Here is a 14,310-nt window from a genome sequence, read left to right on the forward strand (position 1 = left end):
ACCTGTGCTTACCCCGCCAAAAGCCCCATCGCAGCTACCAGGACTTTGGAATATCTTAAGACATTATAAAGGATGCAGCCTGAGCAAAGCAATTATTTGCTTTACAAATATTTATATTTAGCAAGTATGCCCTCTGCAGCCGACAATACTAATTGGTGCGTGGCATGGAACTTGGTCAGATGTCAAATAGAGTTAACCGCCCGTTAAATCGACTAAAATCAATCTAAAATCTATCTTTAGTTCAATGTTTGCGCCGGCTAGCACAACATGGAAAATTCAATTCCCGACAATTTTCGTTCGCCAGCAAGCAGCGACAACATTACTTCTGGATGGACAGGAAAAGCCCAGATTAAAATAGCTTTGGCGATCGGCAATTCCCGGCTGCACTGGGGATTATTTGTGGGCAAAACCCTGGAGAAAACATGGGATACAGACCATCTCAATGCTGATACTGTTTCCCGGCTCTCGGAGCAGGAAAAAGCAGAATATTTAGTGCAAATAGTAATGAGGTCGATCGAGGAAATATCTGCTCAAAATCTCCTTTGTCTTCCTGCTACTCCCGCATTTTCTAGTCCTCACACACTTTCTTTAGTTCCCCTGCCTCTAGTTTTAGCCTCCGTTGTTCCCCAGCAAACAGCAATTTGGCAGAGTTATCCAGATGTCGGGATTATTACTTTAGACCAGTTACCGATCGGGGGACTCTATCCTACCCTGGGAATTGACAGAGCTTTGGCTGTACTGGGTGCTGGCAACCAATTTGGTTGGCCAGTTTTACTTATAGATACTGGTACAGCTTTAACATTTACTGGCGCTGATGTCAATAGGTATTTAGTTGGGGGCGCAATTTTACCAGGTTTGGGTTTGCAGTTATCATCGTTAGGTAAAAAAACTGCTGCATTACCTTTAATCAGCCTACCACAAAATCTGCCGCACCGCTGGGCGAAAGACACTGCTGGGGCAATTCAAAGCGGAGTTGTGTATGCGGCGGTGGCAGGAGTTAGGGATTTTATTGAAGATTGGCGGTGTTTGTTTCCTGATAGCAAAATTGCACTCACGGGGGGCGATCGCACTATGCTTTTAAAATACCTCACAGCAGCCTTTCCTGATACAGCCTCCGGCTTAATTGACGCACCAGAGGCTATTTTTTGGGGAATTAGCCTGTTAACTGTTGACTGTTGACTCTTGACTGTTGACTGTTGACTGTTGACTGTTGACTGTTACCAATGCCCAATTCCCAATGCCCAATGCCCAATTCCCTGTTTGCCCAATGCCCTGTTTGCCCTGTTTGCCCAATGCCCAATGCCCAATGCCCAATTCACTTTGCAAACTGGCGAATATATTTAGCAACAACATCCGGGACTTCCTGCGGCAAATTGCTTTCCCCCGGACTGACCAATTGCAGTTCGGCATTAGGAGCCAGAGCAGCATAGGATTGACACAAAGACGAAGCTGCGGGAGTATCTTCAGAACCGTGCAACAGCAAAACAGGCGCTTTCAGCAAAGGCAAATTCTCCTCAACTAATTCCGCTGTAATTTCAGCCCGCCGCCGCCCGAACAGCAACTGCACGGCAACTGGGGACTGCATCAACTGCTGTCTGAACTTTAGCAATCCGTCAATCTTGTTTTGGCTACCCAGCAACTTAGCAATTGGATAGATCGATCGTAGCAACCACAAAGCCAGCGGAGGTTGACCGATCAGCCAGCTAGCCGTCTGCCACCGCCCCCGCCGCTTGCCAACCTTGACGCCTTCTGGGGCCAACAACACCAAACCCTGAACTCGATCGGGATATTTGATAGCGTAGCTGGTGGCCACCCAGCCGCCCAGAGAGTGAGCGATTAAATAAACCTGTCGCAACTTCAAAGTATCGAGGTATTGGGCGAGACATTCTACTTCCAAGTCGATCGAATAATGAAGATTCGGGCGTTCCGAGTCGCCAAACCCCAGCAAATCCGGTGCGAAGCAGTGGTAGTAGGGGCTCAAATGTTCGATCGTCCTCAGCCACTGACTGCTGTCGTGCCAAGAACCGTGCAAAAATACTAAATTCGGGCCTTGACCGACTTCGTGCCAAAAGATTTGCCCTACAGAGAGTTTGACCCGAGAATTGCGTAGCGGTGAGTACATCCGGTTAAATATTTAGCAATAAAAAGATGATTAATTTAATGTTCAGAGTTTGTGAATAAAAGTAGGAAAACATTGAAAATTAATTCCACATTTATAACAGACAACTTTTGACGGCGAGGTAATTTCCGACTTTTCTCAAATTTGGATACCCCGCCGATTTACGCCAAAGTTGTCAGGCCTTGAAAATAGTCCTGTAAGTGTTGGTCGTTATCGTGGCTGAGCGCGCCCTCCGGCAGCGATCCGGGCAAAAAAGCCTCAACCTCGCTGACTTCAATGGTATCCTGAACTTGCATCTTTCCCTCTACCTCTGCTGCCACCACGATACAAATCGAGTGCAGGCGAGGGTCTCTATCGGCAGCCGAATAAACACCCACCAAGCGACGGATTTTGACTAAATCGAGTCCTGTTTCCTCCGCTAATTCCCGCCGCACTGTCGTCGGAATATCCTCTCCCCAATCCACCATACCTCCCGGCAGTCCCCAGCGACCGTTGTCGCGGCGGCGAATTAACACAATTCGCCCGTCAGGCAATACGGGAATCACCGCAGCACCAGTGACGGGATGTCGGAAAATCAGTCCCAGCACAGTTTGTACAATTTGCCACAATCGACGCATAAACTCAAAAGCTTGTTTAGGAGAAAGTAAATTCAGACCTCCTAGCTCGCAGCTCCGGAGTCTTAATTTTTAATTTTTCATTCAGGCCAGAGGTCTGGCAAATCTGCTAATATCTCCGCTGCGTGAGATTCTGGTTTGACTTTGCGGTAAACCTTTTCAATCCTACCATCAGGGTCGATCGCGAAGGTCGATCGAGTAATTCCCATAAATTCTTTTCCCATAAACTTTTTGAGTCCGTAACAGCCGTAGGCGGTAGCAACTTCGGCGTTTAAGTCGCACAGCAACGGAAAAGGCAGTTGATATTTAGCTGCAAACTTGGCGTGGGCCCCTGCCCCGTCTGTACTGACGCCGAGGACTGCTATATTGCGCGACTCGTAGTCTAAGTAAATATCGCGAAAGCCGCAAGCTTCTTTAGTACAGCCAGGGGTATTGTCCCTAGGGTAAAAGTAAAGTACAACTCGTCGCCCTCGAAAATCTGCAAGGCTGACGAAATTGCCTTGCGCGTCGGGCAGGCTGAAGAGAGGAGCTATGTCACCGGGATAAATAGTCATCAAAAAAAATGGGCGGAGCGAAGCGGAGGGTTCAAACCCCGTCCTTTTAGGAAGGCTTTACCTGAATTTTTGTTAAGATATACCATTTCACACAAGACGTGCTAGTATGTGAAACAGCGTACTTAAGGTCAGCATGACACTAAAAGCCTTCAGCTATCGATTCTACCCAACGCCGGAACAAGAAAGTTTGTTGCGACGTACTTTGGGTTGTGTTCGTTTGGTCTACAACCGTGCTTTAGCCACAAGAACGGAAGCTTTGTACGCACAACAGAAACGGGTAGGCTATGCTGAGACTTCTTCAATGTTAACCGAATGGAAGAAAACCGAAGAACTAGATTTTCTGAACAAAGTTAGCTGTGTGCCATTACAGCAATGCTTGAGACATTTACAAACGGCTTATACCAACTTTTTTGATGGGCGGGCAAAATATCCTAACTTCAAAAAGAAACGCAATGGTGGTAGTGCAGAATTTACCAAGTCAGCATTCAAGTTCAAAGATGGACAAGTCTACCTAGCAAAAAGCACAGAAGCGTTACCAATTCGCTGGAGCCGGACACTACCTGATGGTTGCCGACCATCAACAATTACAGTAAAGCTTGCACCATCAGGTAGGTGGTCAGTTTCTCTGCTGGTAGAGGTTGAAATTGAAGCATTACCCAGAACAGATAATCAAGTCGGTATCGACCTGGGAGTTACAAGCTTGCTCACTTTGAGCAACGGCGAAAAGATTGCCAATCCCAAAGGATTCAAGGCAAAGTATCGCAAACTCTTAAGAGCGCAGAAAGCTTTAAGTCGCAAGCAAAAAGGGTCAAACAACCGTCACAAAGCACGGCTTAAAGTAGCGAAAGTGCATCAAGAAATCACTGATGCAAGGAAAGATAATCTTCATAAGCTAACAACACGGTTGGTGCGTGAAAACCAAACCATCGCCGTAGAAAACTTAGCTGTGAAGAATATGGTAAAAAATCCCAAACTGGCCCTTGCAATAAGTGATGCAAGTTGGGCGGAATTAGTCAGACAACTTGATTACAAGTGCGATTGGTACGGTCGCACTTTAATTAAGATTGACCGATGGTTTCCGAGTTCAAAACGGTGTGGCAATTGCGGACATATCGTTGACAAGATGCCGTTGAATATCCGGGAATGGGATTGTCCTAATTGCGGGACGCGCCATGACCGAGATATTAATGCGGCAAAAAATATTTTGGCGGCAGGGCTTGCCGTGTCAGTCTGTGGAGCGACTGTAAGACCCCAACAGAGTAAATCTGTTAAGGCTGGTGCGAAACCCCGTAAGGGACAGAAGCAGAAACCTGAATCGTGAGGTTGAGGAATCCCCGTGCGTTTACGCCTGGGTGGATGTCAATTGTCGTATTTTGTCAAGAGTTTATAGAAATCTTCTGCAAGATTGACTACATTGCGTCCCATCGCACCCAGATTCCCAGCGACTTGAATCCCGGTGCTCTTTTTTCTGGGTCTTGTACCGGGTGTGCTATGATCGTCATCGGTCTAAAATTGAGTATAACTAGCCAACGTAATAACTTAACTGGATTAGTTGAGTGCGTAGTCACACCTAACGGTGTTGCGGTTTAGCTAGGCAGACAGGAATCCCCACACTATACCGATCGAAGGTTAGTGTGGGATAAAAGGCGCGTGAGACTCCTGATTCCACCCCTCCACAATCTCATAAGCATAGCTGTGAGCCGTGGACGGGTGGACAACGAGACGAACCAATTCCTTTTGATAATATCAGTGGGGCTGGACGTGTTCCTCACTTTAAAACGCCGTAGAGGGAAACGATTGGAGTACCTTGAAGGAAGTTCTCGATCTCCTTAACAGGACTCAGAAGCCTAAACCATATCGCTTGCGATTGTTGTGGCAGCGTCACGAAAGCTAAATTTGAACAAAACCTAGCTACAGAAAGAGAACCGATCGAGTACGGTAGGGCATACCGGAATTTACGCTTGGGGAGAAGACACCTATATTTTGGCTGGAGAAATCCTGTCGCAAGCAAGTGACTTCGCTGAACCAAGAATCTCAGTCACCAAGAGTGCACAGAGTGTCAAACTTAAGAATCCCCGTGCGTGAAAGCCCGGGGACTGTCAATGTTTATTAGTGAGGTCAGAATGGCTAAGCGCCGCAATCTCAAGAAAGAGAAGGCACAACGAAATCAAGCATACGCTCGCAAGTTTCGCAAGCGGAGAAATCAAGATATGTTCTCCAACAAGAGAAGGCGATTTGACGGCGGTAACGGCGGTGGCATGGGCGCCATGAGCGGTGGCGGCAGAGACAAAGACATGGCGGCTGCTGAAGATTAATTGAGTCAGGCTATCTGCCGAACTTAGAACCAGAGTGGAAAACACGATCGTTCTAAGGAGAGATAGCCAGCCGGAATTTGTCCAATAATTCAACGATGTTTAGGCGATTCGATCGCGCGCAGCGATAAGTGATTTTCTCACTTGTTCAAACCCGGTACCCCCGTAACTATTGCGAGCTGCCACCACTTGCTGAGGTGCGATCGCGCTGTAAATGTCTGTCTCAAAGGCTGGGTGCAAGTCTTTCCACTCCTCAAGTGTCAAATCTTTGAGGAGTTTGCCCCCCGAAAGGCAAGTTTTGACGACTTTGCCGACAAGGTTGTAAGCTTCCCGGAAGGGAACGCCTTTGGAGGCCAAGTAGTCGGCTACGTCTGTAGCGTTAGAAAAGTCTTCCGTAACAGCAGCAGCGAGGATCTCGCCATTAAACTCGATTCCTTCGCGCAACAAAATGGTCATTGCTTCCAAGCAACCCTGTACCGTTCTTACGGTATCAAACAAAGCCTCTTTATCTTCTTGTAAATCTTTGTTGTAGGCCAAAGGAAGTCCCTTCACTACTACCAACAAGGCTTGCAAGTTACCGAACACCCGCCCCGCTTTGCCCCGCACCAACTCCGGCACGTCGGGATTTTTTTTCTGGGGCATGATGCTAGAACCAGTAGCGCAGCTATCTTTGAGCGTAATAAATCCAAATTCGTGAGAAGACCACAAAATCATTTCTTCTGACAAGCGGCTCAGGTGTACCATAATCAAGCTGGCTGCAGCGAGAAATTCGATCGCAAAATCTCGATCGCTCACTCCATCTAAGCTATTAGCATAAACCTTGTCAAAATGCAAGAGTTCTGCAGTATAATGTCGGTCGATCGGGAAAGTCGTCCCCGCCAGCGCGCCACAACCCAAAGGCGAAACATTCACCCGCTTGCAGATATCGCCGAGACGTTCCCAATCGCGATCGGTCATTTCAAAATAAGCTAACAGGTAATGAGCCAAACTGATCGGCTGAGCGCGCTGCAAATGAGTGTAACCGGGAATTAAAGTTTCCACGTTACGATCGGCAAGATCGAGCAAAACCCCTTGAAATTCCCGTAATTGCTCGCGAATTTCGGCGATGCGATCGCGCAAATACAAGCGAGTATCAGTGCCGGCTTGATCGTTGCGCGATCGGGCAGTGTGCAACTTTTTCCCAGCATCCCCCACAATCTCCGTCAGCCGCTTCTCTACAGCGAAGTGAACGTCTTCTGCATCAACTCCCGGAACAAAAAGTCCTTGGCGGTATTCCCGGCGGATCTGTTCCAAACCATTGACTAACTGTTCGCCTTCGGCTGCGGAAATAATCCCCGTTTTGGCCAGCATTTTAGCGTGAGCGACAGAACCCGTCAAGTCATACTCAATCAATTCAATATCGAAGCCAATACTAGCATTAAATCGGGCGATCGCCGGGTGCAGCGCCGATTCAAATCTTTGACTCCAAGTTTTTTGTTGTGTTGTCATTGCTGAAGCTAAAACTAGATTATATCTCTGTTGCCGAAGTCTATATAAACCGATTTGTAGTAAAGACTTTAGTCTTTCCTCCGGTTTGTAGTCAGCCCTTTAGTCCTCCCAAATTTTGTAAGAAAAAACTCAAGTCCTGACTACAAAGTTTTTATACATCTTTTGACCAGAAAAAACTGAAGTCTTGACTACAAAATTGTGAAACTTTTGCTGCATCAGAAAGAAGTGAAGTTTGGGCGACAAACCTTTTAAATCAGTTACCGATAGCTTCTTCGACAAGAACTCTAACGAAAAATCCCTTTAAAGAACCAGCCAACAAAAATACCTATAAAAAAAGCTCCTATTTGACCAGTGTCAACAAAATTTTTCCAAGCTTTCTGGAAATTCGTAAAAATTTCGTAACTTTGAGCCAAAACCACCGTCGAACTCAAATGAGATTTCACAACTACCACGTGAGCCACATCGTTCCAATTAATCGAACTGGTTAATCCAGCAGTAATTTCCGGCATTAAATTAACTATCATGGTGATTTTCTCCTGCTAAAGGTGTTACCCTCAGTACAACCAGTGTCATGTCATCTTCGTTACGATTGCCGATGCCGATAAACTGGTGTACGCGATCGAACAAATAATCCAAAATTTCTTCAGACTGCTGATAATTTTGACAGGCCCACTGAAAAGCCGAGGTCAAGTTATCCTCATCAAACCGATCGCCCCTTTGATTAGCAGCATCGGTAAATCCGTCTGTGTAATAAATAATAGTATCTCCTGGCTGCAATTGCACGCTTGCTTCTTGGTAATGCGAATCAGCATCCAGCCCAATTAACATTCCCTCCAAAGTATCAAGCTGAAGAATCGAATTAGTTGCAGCTTGCCACAGCAAAGGCGGGTGGTGAGCAGCATTGCTGTAAGCCAAAACGCGAGTTTTCGGGTCATACTCCGAATAAAACAGAGTCACAAAACGGTGGGAATTTTCCAAATCCGCGTGCATAACCCGGTTTAAATGTTGCAAAATTCTCGACGGCGAGTGGCGGTTCAAAACCTCCGCCCGCAGCATACCCCGTGTCATCGTCATCAACAGGCCCGCTGGTACTCCTTTGCCCATCACATCGCCGATGACAATGCTCCAGCGGCCCTTGTCGATTTTGGACTTGAGATTTTTAATTAGGGATGGGGGGCTTTCCCCCTCATTCTCCTTGCCGATCGGGTCATAGTCAGCGGGAATAAAATCATAATAATCTCCGCCGACTCTGCTAGCAGTTTGGCAGCGGGCGGCCACGTCAAGGCCGGGAATTTTCGGACAACTCCGGGGTTGCAGCCGCAATTGAATTTCCGCCCCGATTTCTAACTCTCTGTCTAAGCGGTCTTTTTCCGCCAACTTAACAGTAAGTTCGTCTTTGCAAATAGCCACGGCGGTTTGATCCGCCACCAACCGAACTAATTTCTGTCTGCTGGGAGTCCAGAGATATTGCGGATCACTGCTAAAAACATAAAGCCGTCCCCGTTCCAAATTGTTGACTAAAATTGGCGCCCCAAACAAATGAACATCCGGGCCCAAATAACGACCGACTTGCAAGTCTAGACTAGAAGTTTGCCCAGAGGTTTCCGAAAACGTTCCAGCAGTAGCGCCCGCACCTGCTGTAGCTTGCCTGGTGGCTATTTCCAGCGCTTTTCGCATATCTTGGCACTGCCGTCCTTCCTGACAATGCAACTGCTGGAACCTGACTTGACCGTTGGGTTTGAACAGCACTAAAGCTCCGCCGTCGGCGTCCGTAACGCGAGTCGCCACCAAAGGCACCAACTCCAAAAATTGGTTGAGATTGTTAAAACTTCGCAGGGCAAATCCCAGCGAACCCAACATATCTTGAACGTTGTGCTGATATCGGTGCAAACGCGCCACCAGTTCTTTGAGGGCAAATACTGGCGTCGCGTCGGTGGAATTGCGACCCGGAGGGCGGTCAGCAGGTTGAGGTGAGGGGCGAGGCAAAGGCACAGCAGTCATTTTAAATTTGTGATTTTCGATCTTAGACGGAGTAATGATTGAGGAGTTATATCAATTCCGGTTGCACCGGAATTATTGTTGACTGTTGACTGTTAACTGTTAACTGTTAACTGTCAGTCGAAGAACTGAATGATAGTTGAGTATGAACTGTTGATTCGATTTTACAATTCCGATCCTAGCGGAGTTGATATTACGGGCCCCTTGAACAGAAACCCGTTTTTTTTCGAGCAAGCAGTTTGGTTTGAGGAAGTAAGTTGGGTACTAGGACATTGGTATCAACTTAAGTGGGAAATTCTCAAGAAATCTCGTTTATAGCTTAGTCTAGATACGCCCTAAATCCCCTTAACAAGAAGGGGGACTTTGACCCTTTCCCGTCCCCCCCCACTATTAGGGGGGCGCCAGGGGGATCGGGAAGACTATGCAATCAGACAGCAGACTGATACTACATTTGAGCTTAATTTTACGCCCTTGCTTTAGCTCGCGCTTTGAGGGCAACCAAGCAATAACAGAACGAAGGTATTGTTTCTAGATATTTAGTTTTTACTCGCCACCGGGTGGCGATCGGCGCAAGTCCTGCGATGGTAGTTTGAGGTTAAGGATTTAAGATGTTGAACCTCTGTATCCGCCTCCAAAAATCGGGACGACCACAGATACCTGATCAATCTAAAATCTAAAATCTAAAATCTAAAATCGAGTAGGGCTTCCACAAATTCGTAACTAGAAAACGGGCGCAAGTCTTCGATGCTTTCCCCGACTCCAATAAAGCGGATTGGCAGACCAAGCTGCTGCACTACGGCTAGGGCAACACCACCTTTAGCAGAACCGTCGAGTTTTGTCAATACTACTCCGCTTAATTTTGCCGATTCTGCGAACACTTCTGCCTGTCGCAAACCATTTTGACCTAGTGTCGCATCCAAGACCAGTAGAGATTCTACGGTAGCGCCTGGGGCTTTCTTATCTACAATGCGACGGATTTTACTTAATTCGTCCATCAGATTTTTTTTGTTTTGCAGGCGGCCTGCGGTGTCTACGATCAGGAGTTCTGTGCCGCGGGCGCTGGCGGCGGCGATCGCATCAAACACGACAGCAGCCGGATCGGTATTTTTCCCTGGGTTGGCAATAATTTCGACCCCACTGCGGGAGCCCCAAACTTTCACCTGTTCGACGGCGGCGGCACGGAAAGTGTCGGCGGCAGCAATCAGGGTTTTGTAGCCGGATTTTTGGGCAATGTGGGCCAGTTTGCCGATCGTCGTAGTTTTGCCCGCACCGTTGACTCCTACGATTAACCAGATGTTAAAAGTGTCTTTTTCCGGGGCAAATGTCAGGCTGTAGGCGGGATTACCGGCGGCGGTTTCGGCACAGGGAGCGTCCAGAATGTCGCGCAGGATGGTTTTCAGGTAGGCTAGAGCCTGTTCTGGCGGCAGCACTTCTTGTTTGAGTCTTTCTTGGAGGCGAGTGATAATGATGTCGGTGGCTGCGACTCCGACATCGGCTTGTAGGAGCAAAGTCTCAATTTCGGCTACTGCGTCTTGATTGAGCGGGCCTTGACCGACGATCGCCTTTAGTTGATTAATTAAGCTGCGGCGAGTTCTTTCTAAGCCTTTCCGCAGTTTTTGCAGCCAAGTGATTTCTTCAACTGATACTTGGTCTGGGCGGCGGCCTTGACTGGCTAAGATTTCTGAAGACCACAGGAAGCCTTCGTCAAAGGCGAAACCGGGAATTTCTTCGATAATTGCCGCTCTCTCGGCGGCGGCTGCAATTACGTCGGGTTCTTCAATTGCGGTTTCTTTGAGGCGTTCGATGCGCTCCATGCGATCGGCCTGAGCTCTGGCCCAAAACGGCAGGGCTTCGGCTGCTTCGCCGTCGGATGCGAGTGATTCGGTTTCTACAACCTCAGTTGCAGGTTCGGCAATTTCTATATTTTCTGCTGTAACTTCTAATTGTTGAGCTATAGGTGCAATGTCGATCGCCCCGGCTGTTGGTTGCAGAGTTTCTGCAATTTCTGCGGGCGTTGCTGCATCGAGTTCTATCGCCTCGGTAGCTTCAACTGTTGCTGGTGCTGCAACTTCTGGAACTTCTGCAACAGTTGCTGCTGTGGGTGCTGGTTCAAGTTCGATCGGCTCGGTTGCTTCAATAGTCGCCGGTTCTGCAACTTCTTCAACTGTCGCGATTTCTGCTTCGGCTGCTGGAACATCCGGCGCTGCTGTCTCAGAAACTTCTGTTTCGGGTTTTTGCTGTTTTTGAATATTTTTGTAAGCAGCTTTTGCCCAATTAAGATAATCTTCCGCTACAGCAGGAGAGCCTTGCTCCGTTGCATCTGTTTGAGGCTCAACCGGTGCGGATTTTGCCGACTCATCTTGGGGCTGTTCGGGGGTTGCTTCTGTTTCAGAAGATTTATTTTCGCTGTACTGGCGACGAAACCAATTAAATACCATAGGAAATTGGGAATAGAGAATAGTTATTAGTCATTAGTCCTCAGTCCCTAGTGTAGAGCCGATTGCCGATTGCCAATCACTAATGACCAATGACTACTGACTAAGGACTATAGTTATTAGTCCTTAGTCCTCAGCCCCTAGTGTAGAGCCCATTGCCGATTGCCAATCACTAATGACCAATGACTGCTGACTAAGGACTACTGACTAAGGACTATAGTTATTAGTCATTAGTCCTCAGTCCCTAGTGTAGAGCCGATTGCCGATTGCCAATCACTAATGACCAATGACTGCTGACTAAGGACTACTGACTAAGGACTAGGGACTAACAACTTCTGCGTTGATTTTATCGACTACTCGGCGGAGGACTCCGTTGATGAAGCGATGTCCTTCGTCGCCACTGTAGCGTTTTGCGAGTTGGACGGCTTCGTTGACGCTCACTTGTTCGGGTAAGCCGAGATATAGCATTTCGGCGATCGCGATTCTCATGATATCTCGATCGATCCGGGGCAACCGTTCTATTTGCCAGTCTACAAGGGCTTCCGAGAGCAATTCGTCAATTTGAACACGGTTGGCGCTGACTTTCGTCAGGATTTGCAAAGCATAGGTGCGGACATCTTGCTGGTTGGCTAGCTGGATCAGTTCTGGAAACTCCATTGCTGAACCGAGACGGTTGATGGCGGTTTGGGTGAGTTCGACTGCTTCCCGCACCATTGCTCTAGCACTTTGTATATCGGCGGCACGGATTTCGCTGGCAAGCAGTTTGTCGCTACTCCGCTGCACTTCGGATGCTGCTGCTTCTAGGGATTCTTGAACTTCTGTTGTCAGGGTGCGGATGGCCGCGAGGAGAACATCTTGCAGTTTCTTGGCTTCTAAGAGTTCTGGATTCGTCGGCAGTTGGCTGATGCCGAGGAGTGCGAGTTCGCGTGCTGTTTCGCGGGCTTTTTTCATAATTTTTAGATAGGGATTGAGAATTTAGGAAGTTTTTCGATCGCGCGCGGACTTGAACTTTAGCAGAAAACTCGACTAAAAGCGGTACAAAACCAGCCGTCTGACTCGCCAGCGGCGGGTAGTTTACAGATACTTCGCTGTCAAACCCAAGATTTATGCTCGAAACCGGGTTTCTGAGTATAGGCTTTCTCGGTTTGGGCTGGTTTTGTCGAAATATTATCTGCTATGGGGAAAGTTTACACGGCCTTACCAGAAAGAATTGGTTTAAAGCCCCAAGCCTGATCGGGAGAAATTAAAAGAAGACTATTCATTACTCCAATCCTCTTCCTTCCAGCTAGAGGTCGCCCTTTTGCGGTCAACTGTCAACTGTCAACTGTCAACTGTCAACTGTCAACTGAAGGGCCACTAAAGATGTCTTGGTTTAGTCTTCTTCGACTGGGACAGCCTGGTATCTTGATTCGGATACCAAGGGTTCGAGTGTTTTGCCCTTGATGTTTTCGGGGTTTACTGGAACTGAGTTGCTGGGGTTGACGATGCCGCCGGAGATGATGACTTTAAAGGCATCTTCGATCGACATTGACAAATTGACTAAATCTGCTTCCGGGACTATAGCGTACCATCCGGTGGTGGGGTTGGGAGTGGTGGGGATGAAAATGCCGATCGGGGTTTCACCGGAAAGGTGAGGCGGGATATCGTTACTCTCGATCGTACCGGTCACAAATGCTAAAGTCCAGATTCCCCGCCGGGGATATTCCACTAACACCACGCGGCGAAATTTGTCGTTTGATTTGAGGAGGGTTCCCAGCAGTTGTTTGAGGGTTTTGTAAACCGAACCGGCTAGGGGAATTGCCTGCAACAGCCGTTCGCCAAAGTCTAGCAGCCACTTGCCGAAAATGTTGCGGGCCATTAAGCCGATGACTAAAATGCTCAGCAGGGGTACAGCCAGCCCTACTAAAAGATTTAGCAGATTCACCAAAATCGGGTGGAGTCCGTCAAAAGGGTTGATCTGCTTGGGAATTTTGGTGAGAAAATTGATCACCCAACTGGCGATGGTAATTGTCAGCCAGATGGTTGTAGCTAAGGGTATCACTACCAATAGTCCTGCGATCAGGTCGTTTTTTAAGTCTTGTTTGATGCGTTGGAGCACGGCGGGTCAAATCTCCTCGTAACTGGTTCCCAATAACCTGAATAAAGCTGAGACTAAAGCAACTGCACGGGCTTTACTGGATGTCACCATAGACGATCGTCTTCAATTCTGCTAAACCCTACCCTTTCTGAGGGGGAAGAGTTAGGGATCGCCGGTGCTGTACCTCTATTTTAAAGAATTATTGCAAGTTGGCGCTTGATTTTAATATATGCGGGCTGTGCAGCAGCTCACCGTATTGTATATTTTAAGACATTTTGGGTCAGTTCAATCAATAAGCCGATCGGTCAATCGATTTTAGATTTTAGATTTTAGATTTTAGATTTTAGAGGCGACCCCACGGATAAATGCGGGGGCTTGAGGATTTTAGATTTTCGATTTGGGATTGATTCCACGGATAAATCACGTGGCGGGTACCACCTTTGAAATTCGTGGTCTGAGACAGCCGGGGAGTCGAAGTGTAGCGAGTCCAAATAAAATTTTCTGTGATTTGTATCGGGAATTAATTGGTCGATCGAACTTTCTCAGATTTTCGGTGGGGTGGCACTTCGTTTTACTTATATCTTGCACCATTTTCCATAAGCTTTTTAGGGACGGGCAGGATGCCCATCCCACAATCAAATTCACTCTTTGTGGAACAGGCATCTTGCCTGTTCTCGAAAAAGGTGCAACATAGGAGTTTTACCGAATTCAGG

General features: G+C 47.6%; 14 protein-coding genes. 4 read left to right on the top strand and 10 right to left on the bottom strand.

What is annotated here, in order from left to right:
* Positions 1 to 267: 267 nt before the first annotated feature.
* Positions 268 to 1,179 carry a pantothenate kinase gene (locus tag QT990_RS01650; protein ID WP_333141473.1) on the top strand — a complete coding sequence of 304 codons (912 nt, stop codon included), beginning with the start codon at positions 268 to 270 and terminating at the stop codon, positions 1,177 to 1,179.
* Here QT990_RS01650 and QT990_RS01655 read toward each other — a convergent pair.
* The 4 genes from QT990_RS01655 to bcp all read right to left on the bottom strand — a co-directional run bounded on the left by QT990_RS01655 (position 1,162) and on the right by bcp (position 3,287).
* Entirely contained in the window at positions 1,162 to 1,353 is a 192-nt protein-coding gene (locus QT990_RS01655; RefSeq protein WP_333464839.1) for a hypothetical protein, read from the bottom strand. The genes QT990_RS01650 and QT990_RS01655 overlap by 18 nt on opposite strands.
* A complete protein-coding gene (locus QT990_RS01660) occupies positions 1,316 to 2,122 on the bottom strand; it encodes an alpha/beta hydrolase (RefSeq protein WP_333141471.1) in 807 nt (268 codons plus the stop codon). Before QT990_RS01660 ends, QT990_RS01655 begins: the two co-directional genes overlap by 38 nt.
* Positions 2,123 to 2,280: 158 nt before the next feature.
* Complete coding sequence (locus QT990_RS01665; RefSeq protein ID WP_333141469.1) at positions 2,281 to 2,736, bottom strand: NUDIX hydrolase; 456 nt, start codon at positions 2,734 to 2,736, stop codon at positions 2,281 to 2,283.
* Between the two features lie 77 nt (positions 2,737 to 2,813).
* Positions 2,814 to 3,287: a thioredoxin-dependent thiol peroxidase gene (bcp, locus tag QT990_RS01670; RefSeq protein WP_333141467.1), complete on the bottom strand. Its 474-nt coding sequence runs from the start codon at positions 3,285 to 3,287 to the stop codon at positions 2,814 to 2,816.
* 133 nt (positions 3,288 to 3,420) lie between these two features.
* Here bcp and QT990_RS01675 point away from each other — a divergent pair, with 133 nt between their 5' ends.
* Both QT990_RS01675 and QT990_RS01680 read left to right on the top strand, forming a co-directional pair.
* Entirely contained in the window at positions 3,421 to 4,608 is a 1,188-nt protein-coding gene (locus tag QT990_RS01675) for an RNA-guided endonuclease TnpB family protein (protein ID WP_333141465.1), read from the top strand.
* Between the two features lie 802 nt (positions 4,609 to 5,410).
* Entirely contained in the window at positions 5,411 to 5,602 is a 192-nt protein-coding gene (locus QT990_RS01680) for a hypothetical protein (RefSeq protein ID WP_190738786.1), read from the top strand.
* A gap of 99 nt (positions 5,603 to 5,701) precedes the next feature.
* Here the strand turns inward: QT990_RS01680 and argH are convergent, their stop codons facing one another.
* The 3 genes from argH to QT990_RS01695 form a co-directional block, all read right to left on the bottom strand.
* A complete protein-coding gene (argH, locus tag QT990_RS01685; protein ID WP_333141463.1) occupies positions 5,702 to 7,087 on the bottom strand; it encodes an argininosuccinate lyase in 1,386 nt (461 codons plus the stop codon).
* Between the two features lie 284 nt (positions 7,088 to 7,371).
* Complete coding sequence (locus QT990_RS01690; RefSeq protein WP_333141460.1) at positions 7,372 to 7,611, bottom strand: hypothetical protein; 240 nt, start codon at positions 7,609 to 7,611, stop codon at positions 7,372 to 7,374.
* Positions 7,601 to 9,088 (bottom strand): PP2C family protein-serine/threonine phosphatase, encoded by a 1,488-nt coding sequence (locus tag QT990_RS01695; RefSeq protein ID WP_333141458.1) that lies wholly within the window; start codon positions 9,086 to 9,088, stop codon positions 7,601 to 7,603. Before QT990_RS01695 ends, QT990_RS01690 begins: the two co-directional genes overlap by 11 nt.
* 129 nt (positions 9,089 to 9,217) lie before the next feature.
* On the opposite strand from QT990_RS01695, the gene QT990_RS01700 reads away from it, so the two are divergent.
* Positions 9,218 to 9,403: a hypothetical protein gene (locus QT990_RS01700; protein ID WP_333464840.1), complete on the top strand. Its 186-nt coding sequence runs from the start codon at positions 9,218 to 9,220 to the stop codon at positions 9,401 to 9,403.
* Between the two features lie 362 nt (positions 9,404 to 9,765).
* Here the strand turns inward: QT990_RS01700 and ftsY are convergent, their stop codons facing one another.
* The 3 genes from ftsY to QT990_RS01715 form a co-directional block, all read right to left on the bottom strand.
* On the bottom strand, positions 9,766 to 11,523 hold the full coding sequence (gene ftsY, locus QT990_RS01705; RefSeq protein ID WP_333141454.1) for a signal recognition particle-docking protein FtsY: 1,758 nt from the start codon (positions 11,521 to 11,523) through the stop codon (positions 9,766 to 9,768).
* 315 nt (positions 11,524 to 11,838) lie between these two features.
* On the bottom strand, positions 11,839 to 12,471 hold the full coding sequence (nusB, locus tag QT990_RS01710) for a transcription antitermination factor NusB (RefSeq protein WP_333103525.1): 633 nt from the start codon (positions 12,469 to 12,471) through the stop codon (positions 11,839 to 11,841).
* A 421-nt stretch (positions 12,472 to 12,892) separates the two neighbouring features.
* On the bottom strand, positions 12,893 to 13,618 hold the full coding sequence (locus tag QT990_RS01715; protein ID WP_333141452.1) for a DUF502 domain-containing protein: 726 nt from the start codon (positions 13,616 to 13,618) through the stop codon (positions 12,893 to 12,895).
* Positions 13,619 to 14,310: the final 692 nt, after the last annotated feature.

The organism is Microcoleus sp. T3_B1 (genome assembly GCF_036700445.1).
Classification (GTDB): domain Bacteria; phylum Cyanobacteriota; class Cyanobacteriia; order Cyanobacteriales; family Microcoleaceae; genus Microcoleus.

Excerpts from the sequence above, each read along its gene's own strand:
- QT990_RS01695 (WP_333141458.1), bottom strand. The coding sequence starts at position 9,088 with ATGACTGCTGTGCCTTTGCCTCGCCCCTCACCTCAACCTGCTGACCGC.
- argH (WP_333141463.1), bottom strand. The coding sequence starts at position 7,087 with ATGACAACACAACAAAAAACTTGGAGTCAAAGATTTGAATCGGCGCTG.
- QT990_RS01655 (WP_333464839.1), bottom strand. The coding sequence starts at position 1,353 with ATGTTGTTGCTAAATATATTCGCCAGTTTGCAAAGTGAATTGGGCATT.
- QT990_RS01700 (WP_333464840.1), top strand. The coding sequence starts at position 9,218 with ATGATAGTTGAGTATGAACTGTTGATTCGATTTTACAATTCCGATCCT.
- QT990_RS01690 (WP_333141460.1), bottom strand. The coding sequence starts at position 7,611 with ATGATAGTTAATTTAATGCCGGAAATTACTGCTGGATTAACCAGTTCG.
- nusB (WP_333103525.1), bottom strand. The coding sequence starts at position 12,471 with ATGAAAAAAGCCCGCGAAACAGCACGCGAACTCGCACTCCTCGGCATC.
- QT990_RS01660 (WP_333141471.1), bottom strand. The coding sequence starts at position 2,122 with ATGTACTCACCGCTACGCAATTCTCGGGTCAAACTCTCTGTAGGGCAA.
- QT990_RS01665 (WP_333141469.1), bottom strand. The coding sequence starts at position 2,736 with ATGCGTCGATTGTGGCAAATTGTACAAACTGTGCTGGGACTGATTTTC.
- QT990_RS01680 (WP_190738786.1), top strand. The coding sequence starts at position 5,411 with ATGGCTAAGCGCCGCAATCTCAAGAAAGAGAAGGCACAACGAAATCAA.
- bcp (WP_333141467.1), bottom strand. The coding sequence starts at position 3,287 with ATGACTATTTATCCCGGTGACATAGCTCCTCTCTTCAGCCTGCCCGAC.
- QT990_RS01675 (WP_333141465.1), top strand. The coding sequence starts at position 3,421 with ATGACACTAAAAGCCTTCAGCTATCGATTCTACCCAACGCCGGAACAA.
- QT990_RS01650 (WP_333141473.1), top strand. The coding sequence starts at position 268 with ATGGAAAATTCAATTCCCGACAATTTTCGTTCGCCAGCAAGCAGCGAC.
- ftsY (WP_333141454.1), bottom strand. The coding sequence starts at position 11,523 with ATGGTATTTAATTGGTTTCGTCGCCAGTACAGCGAAAATAAATCTTCT.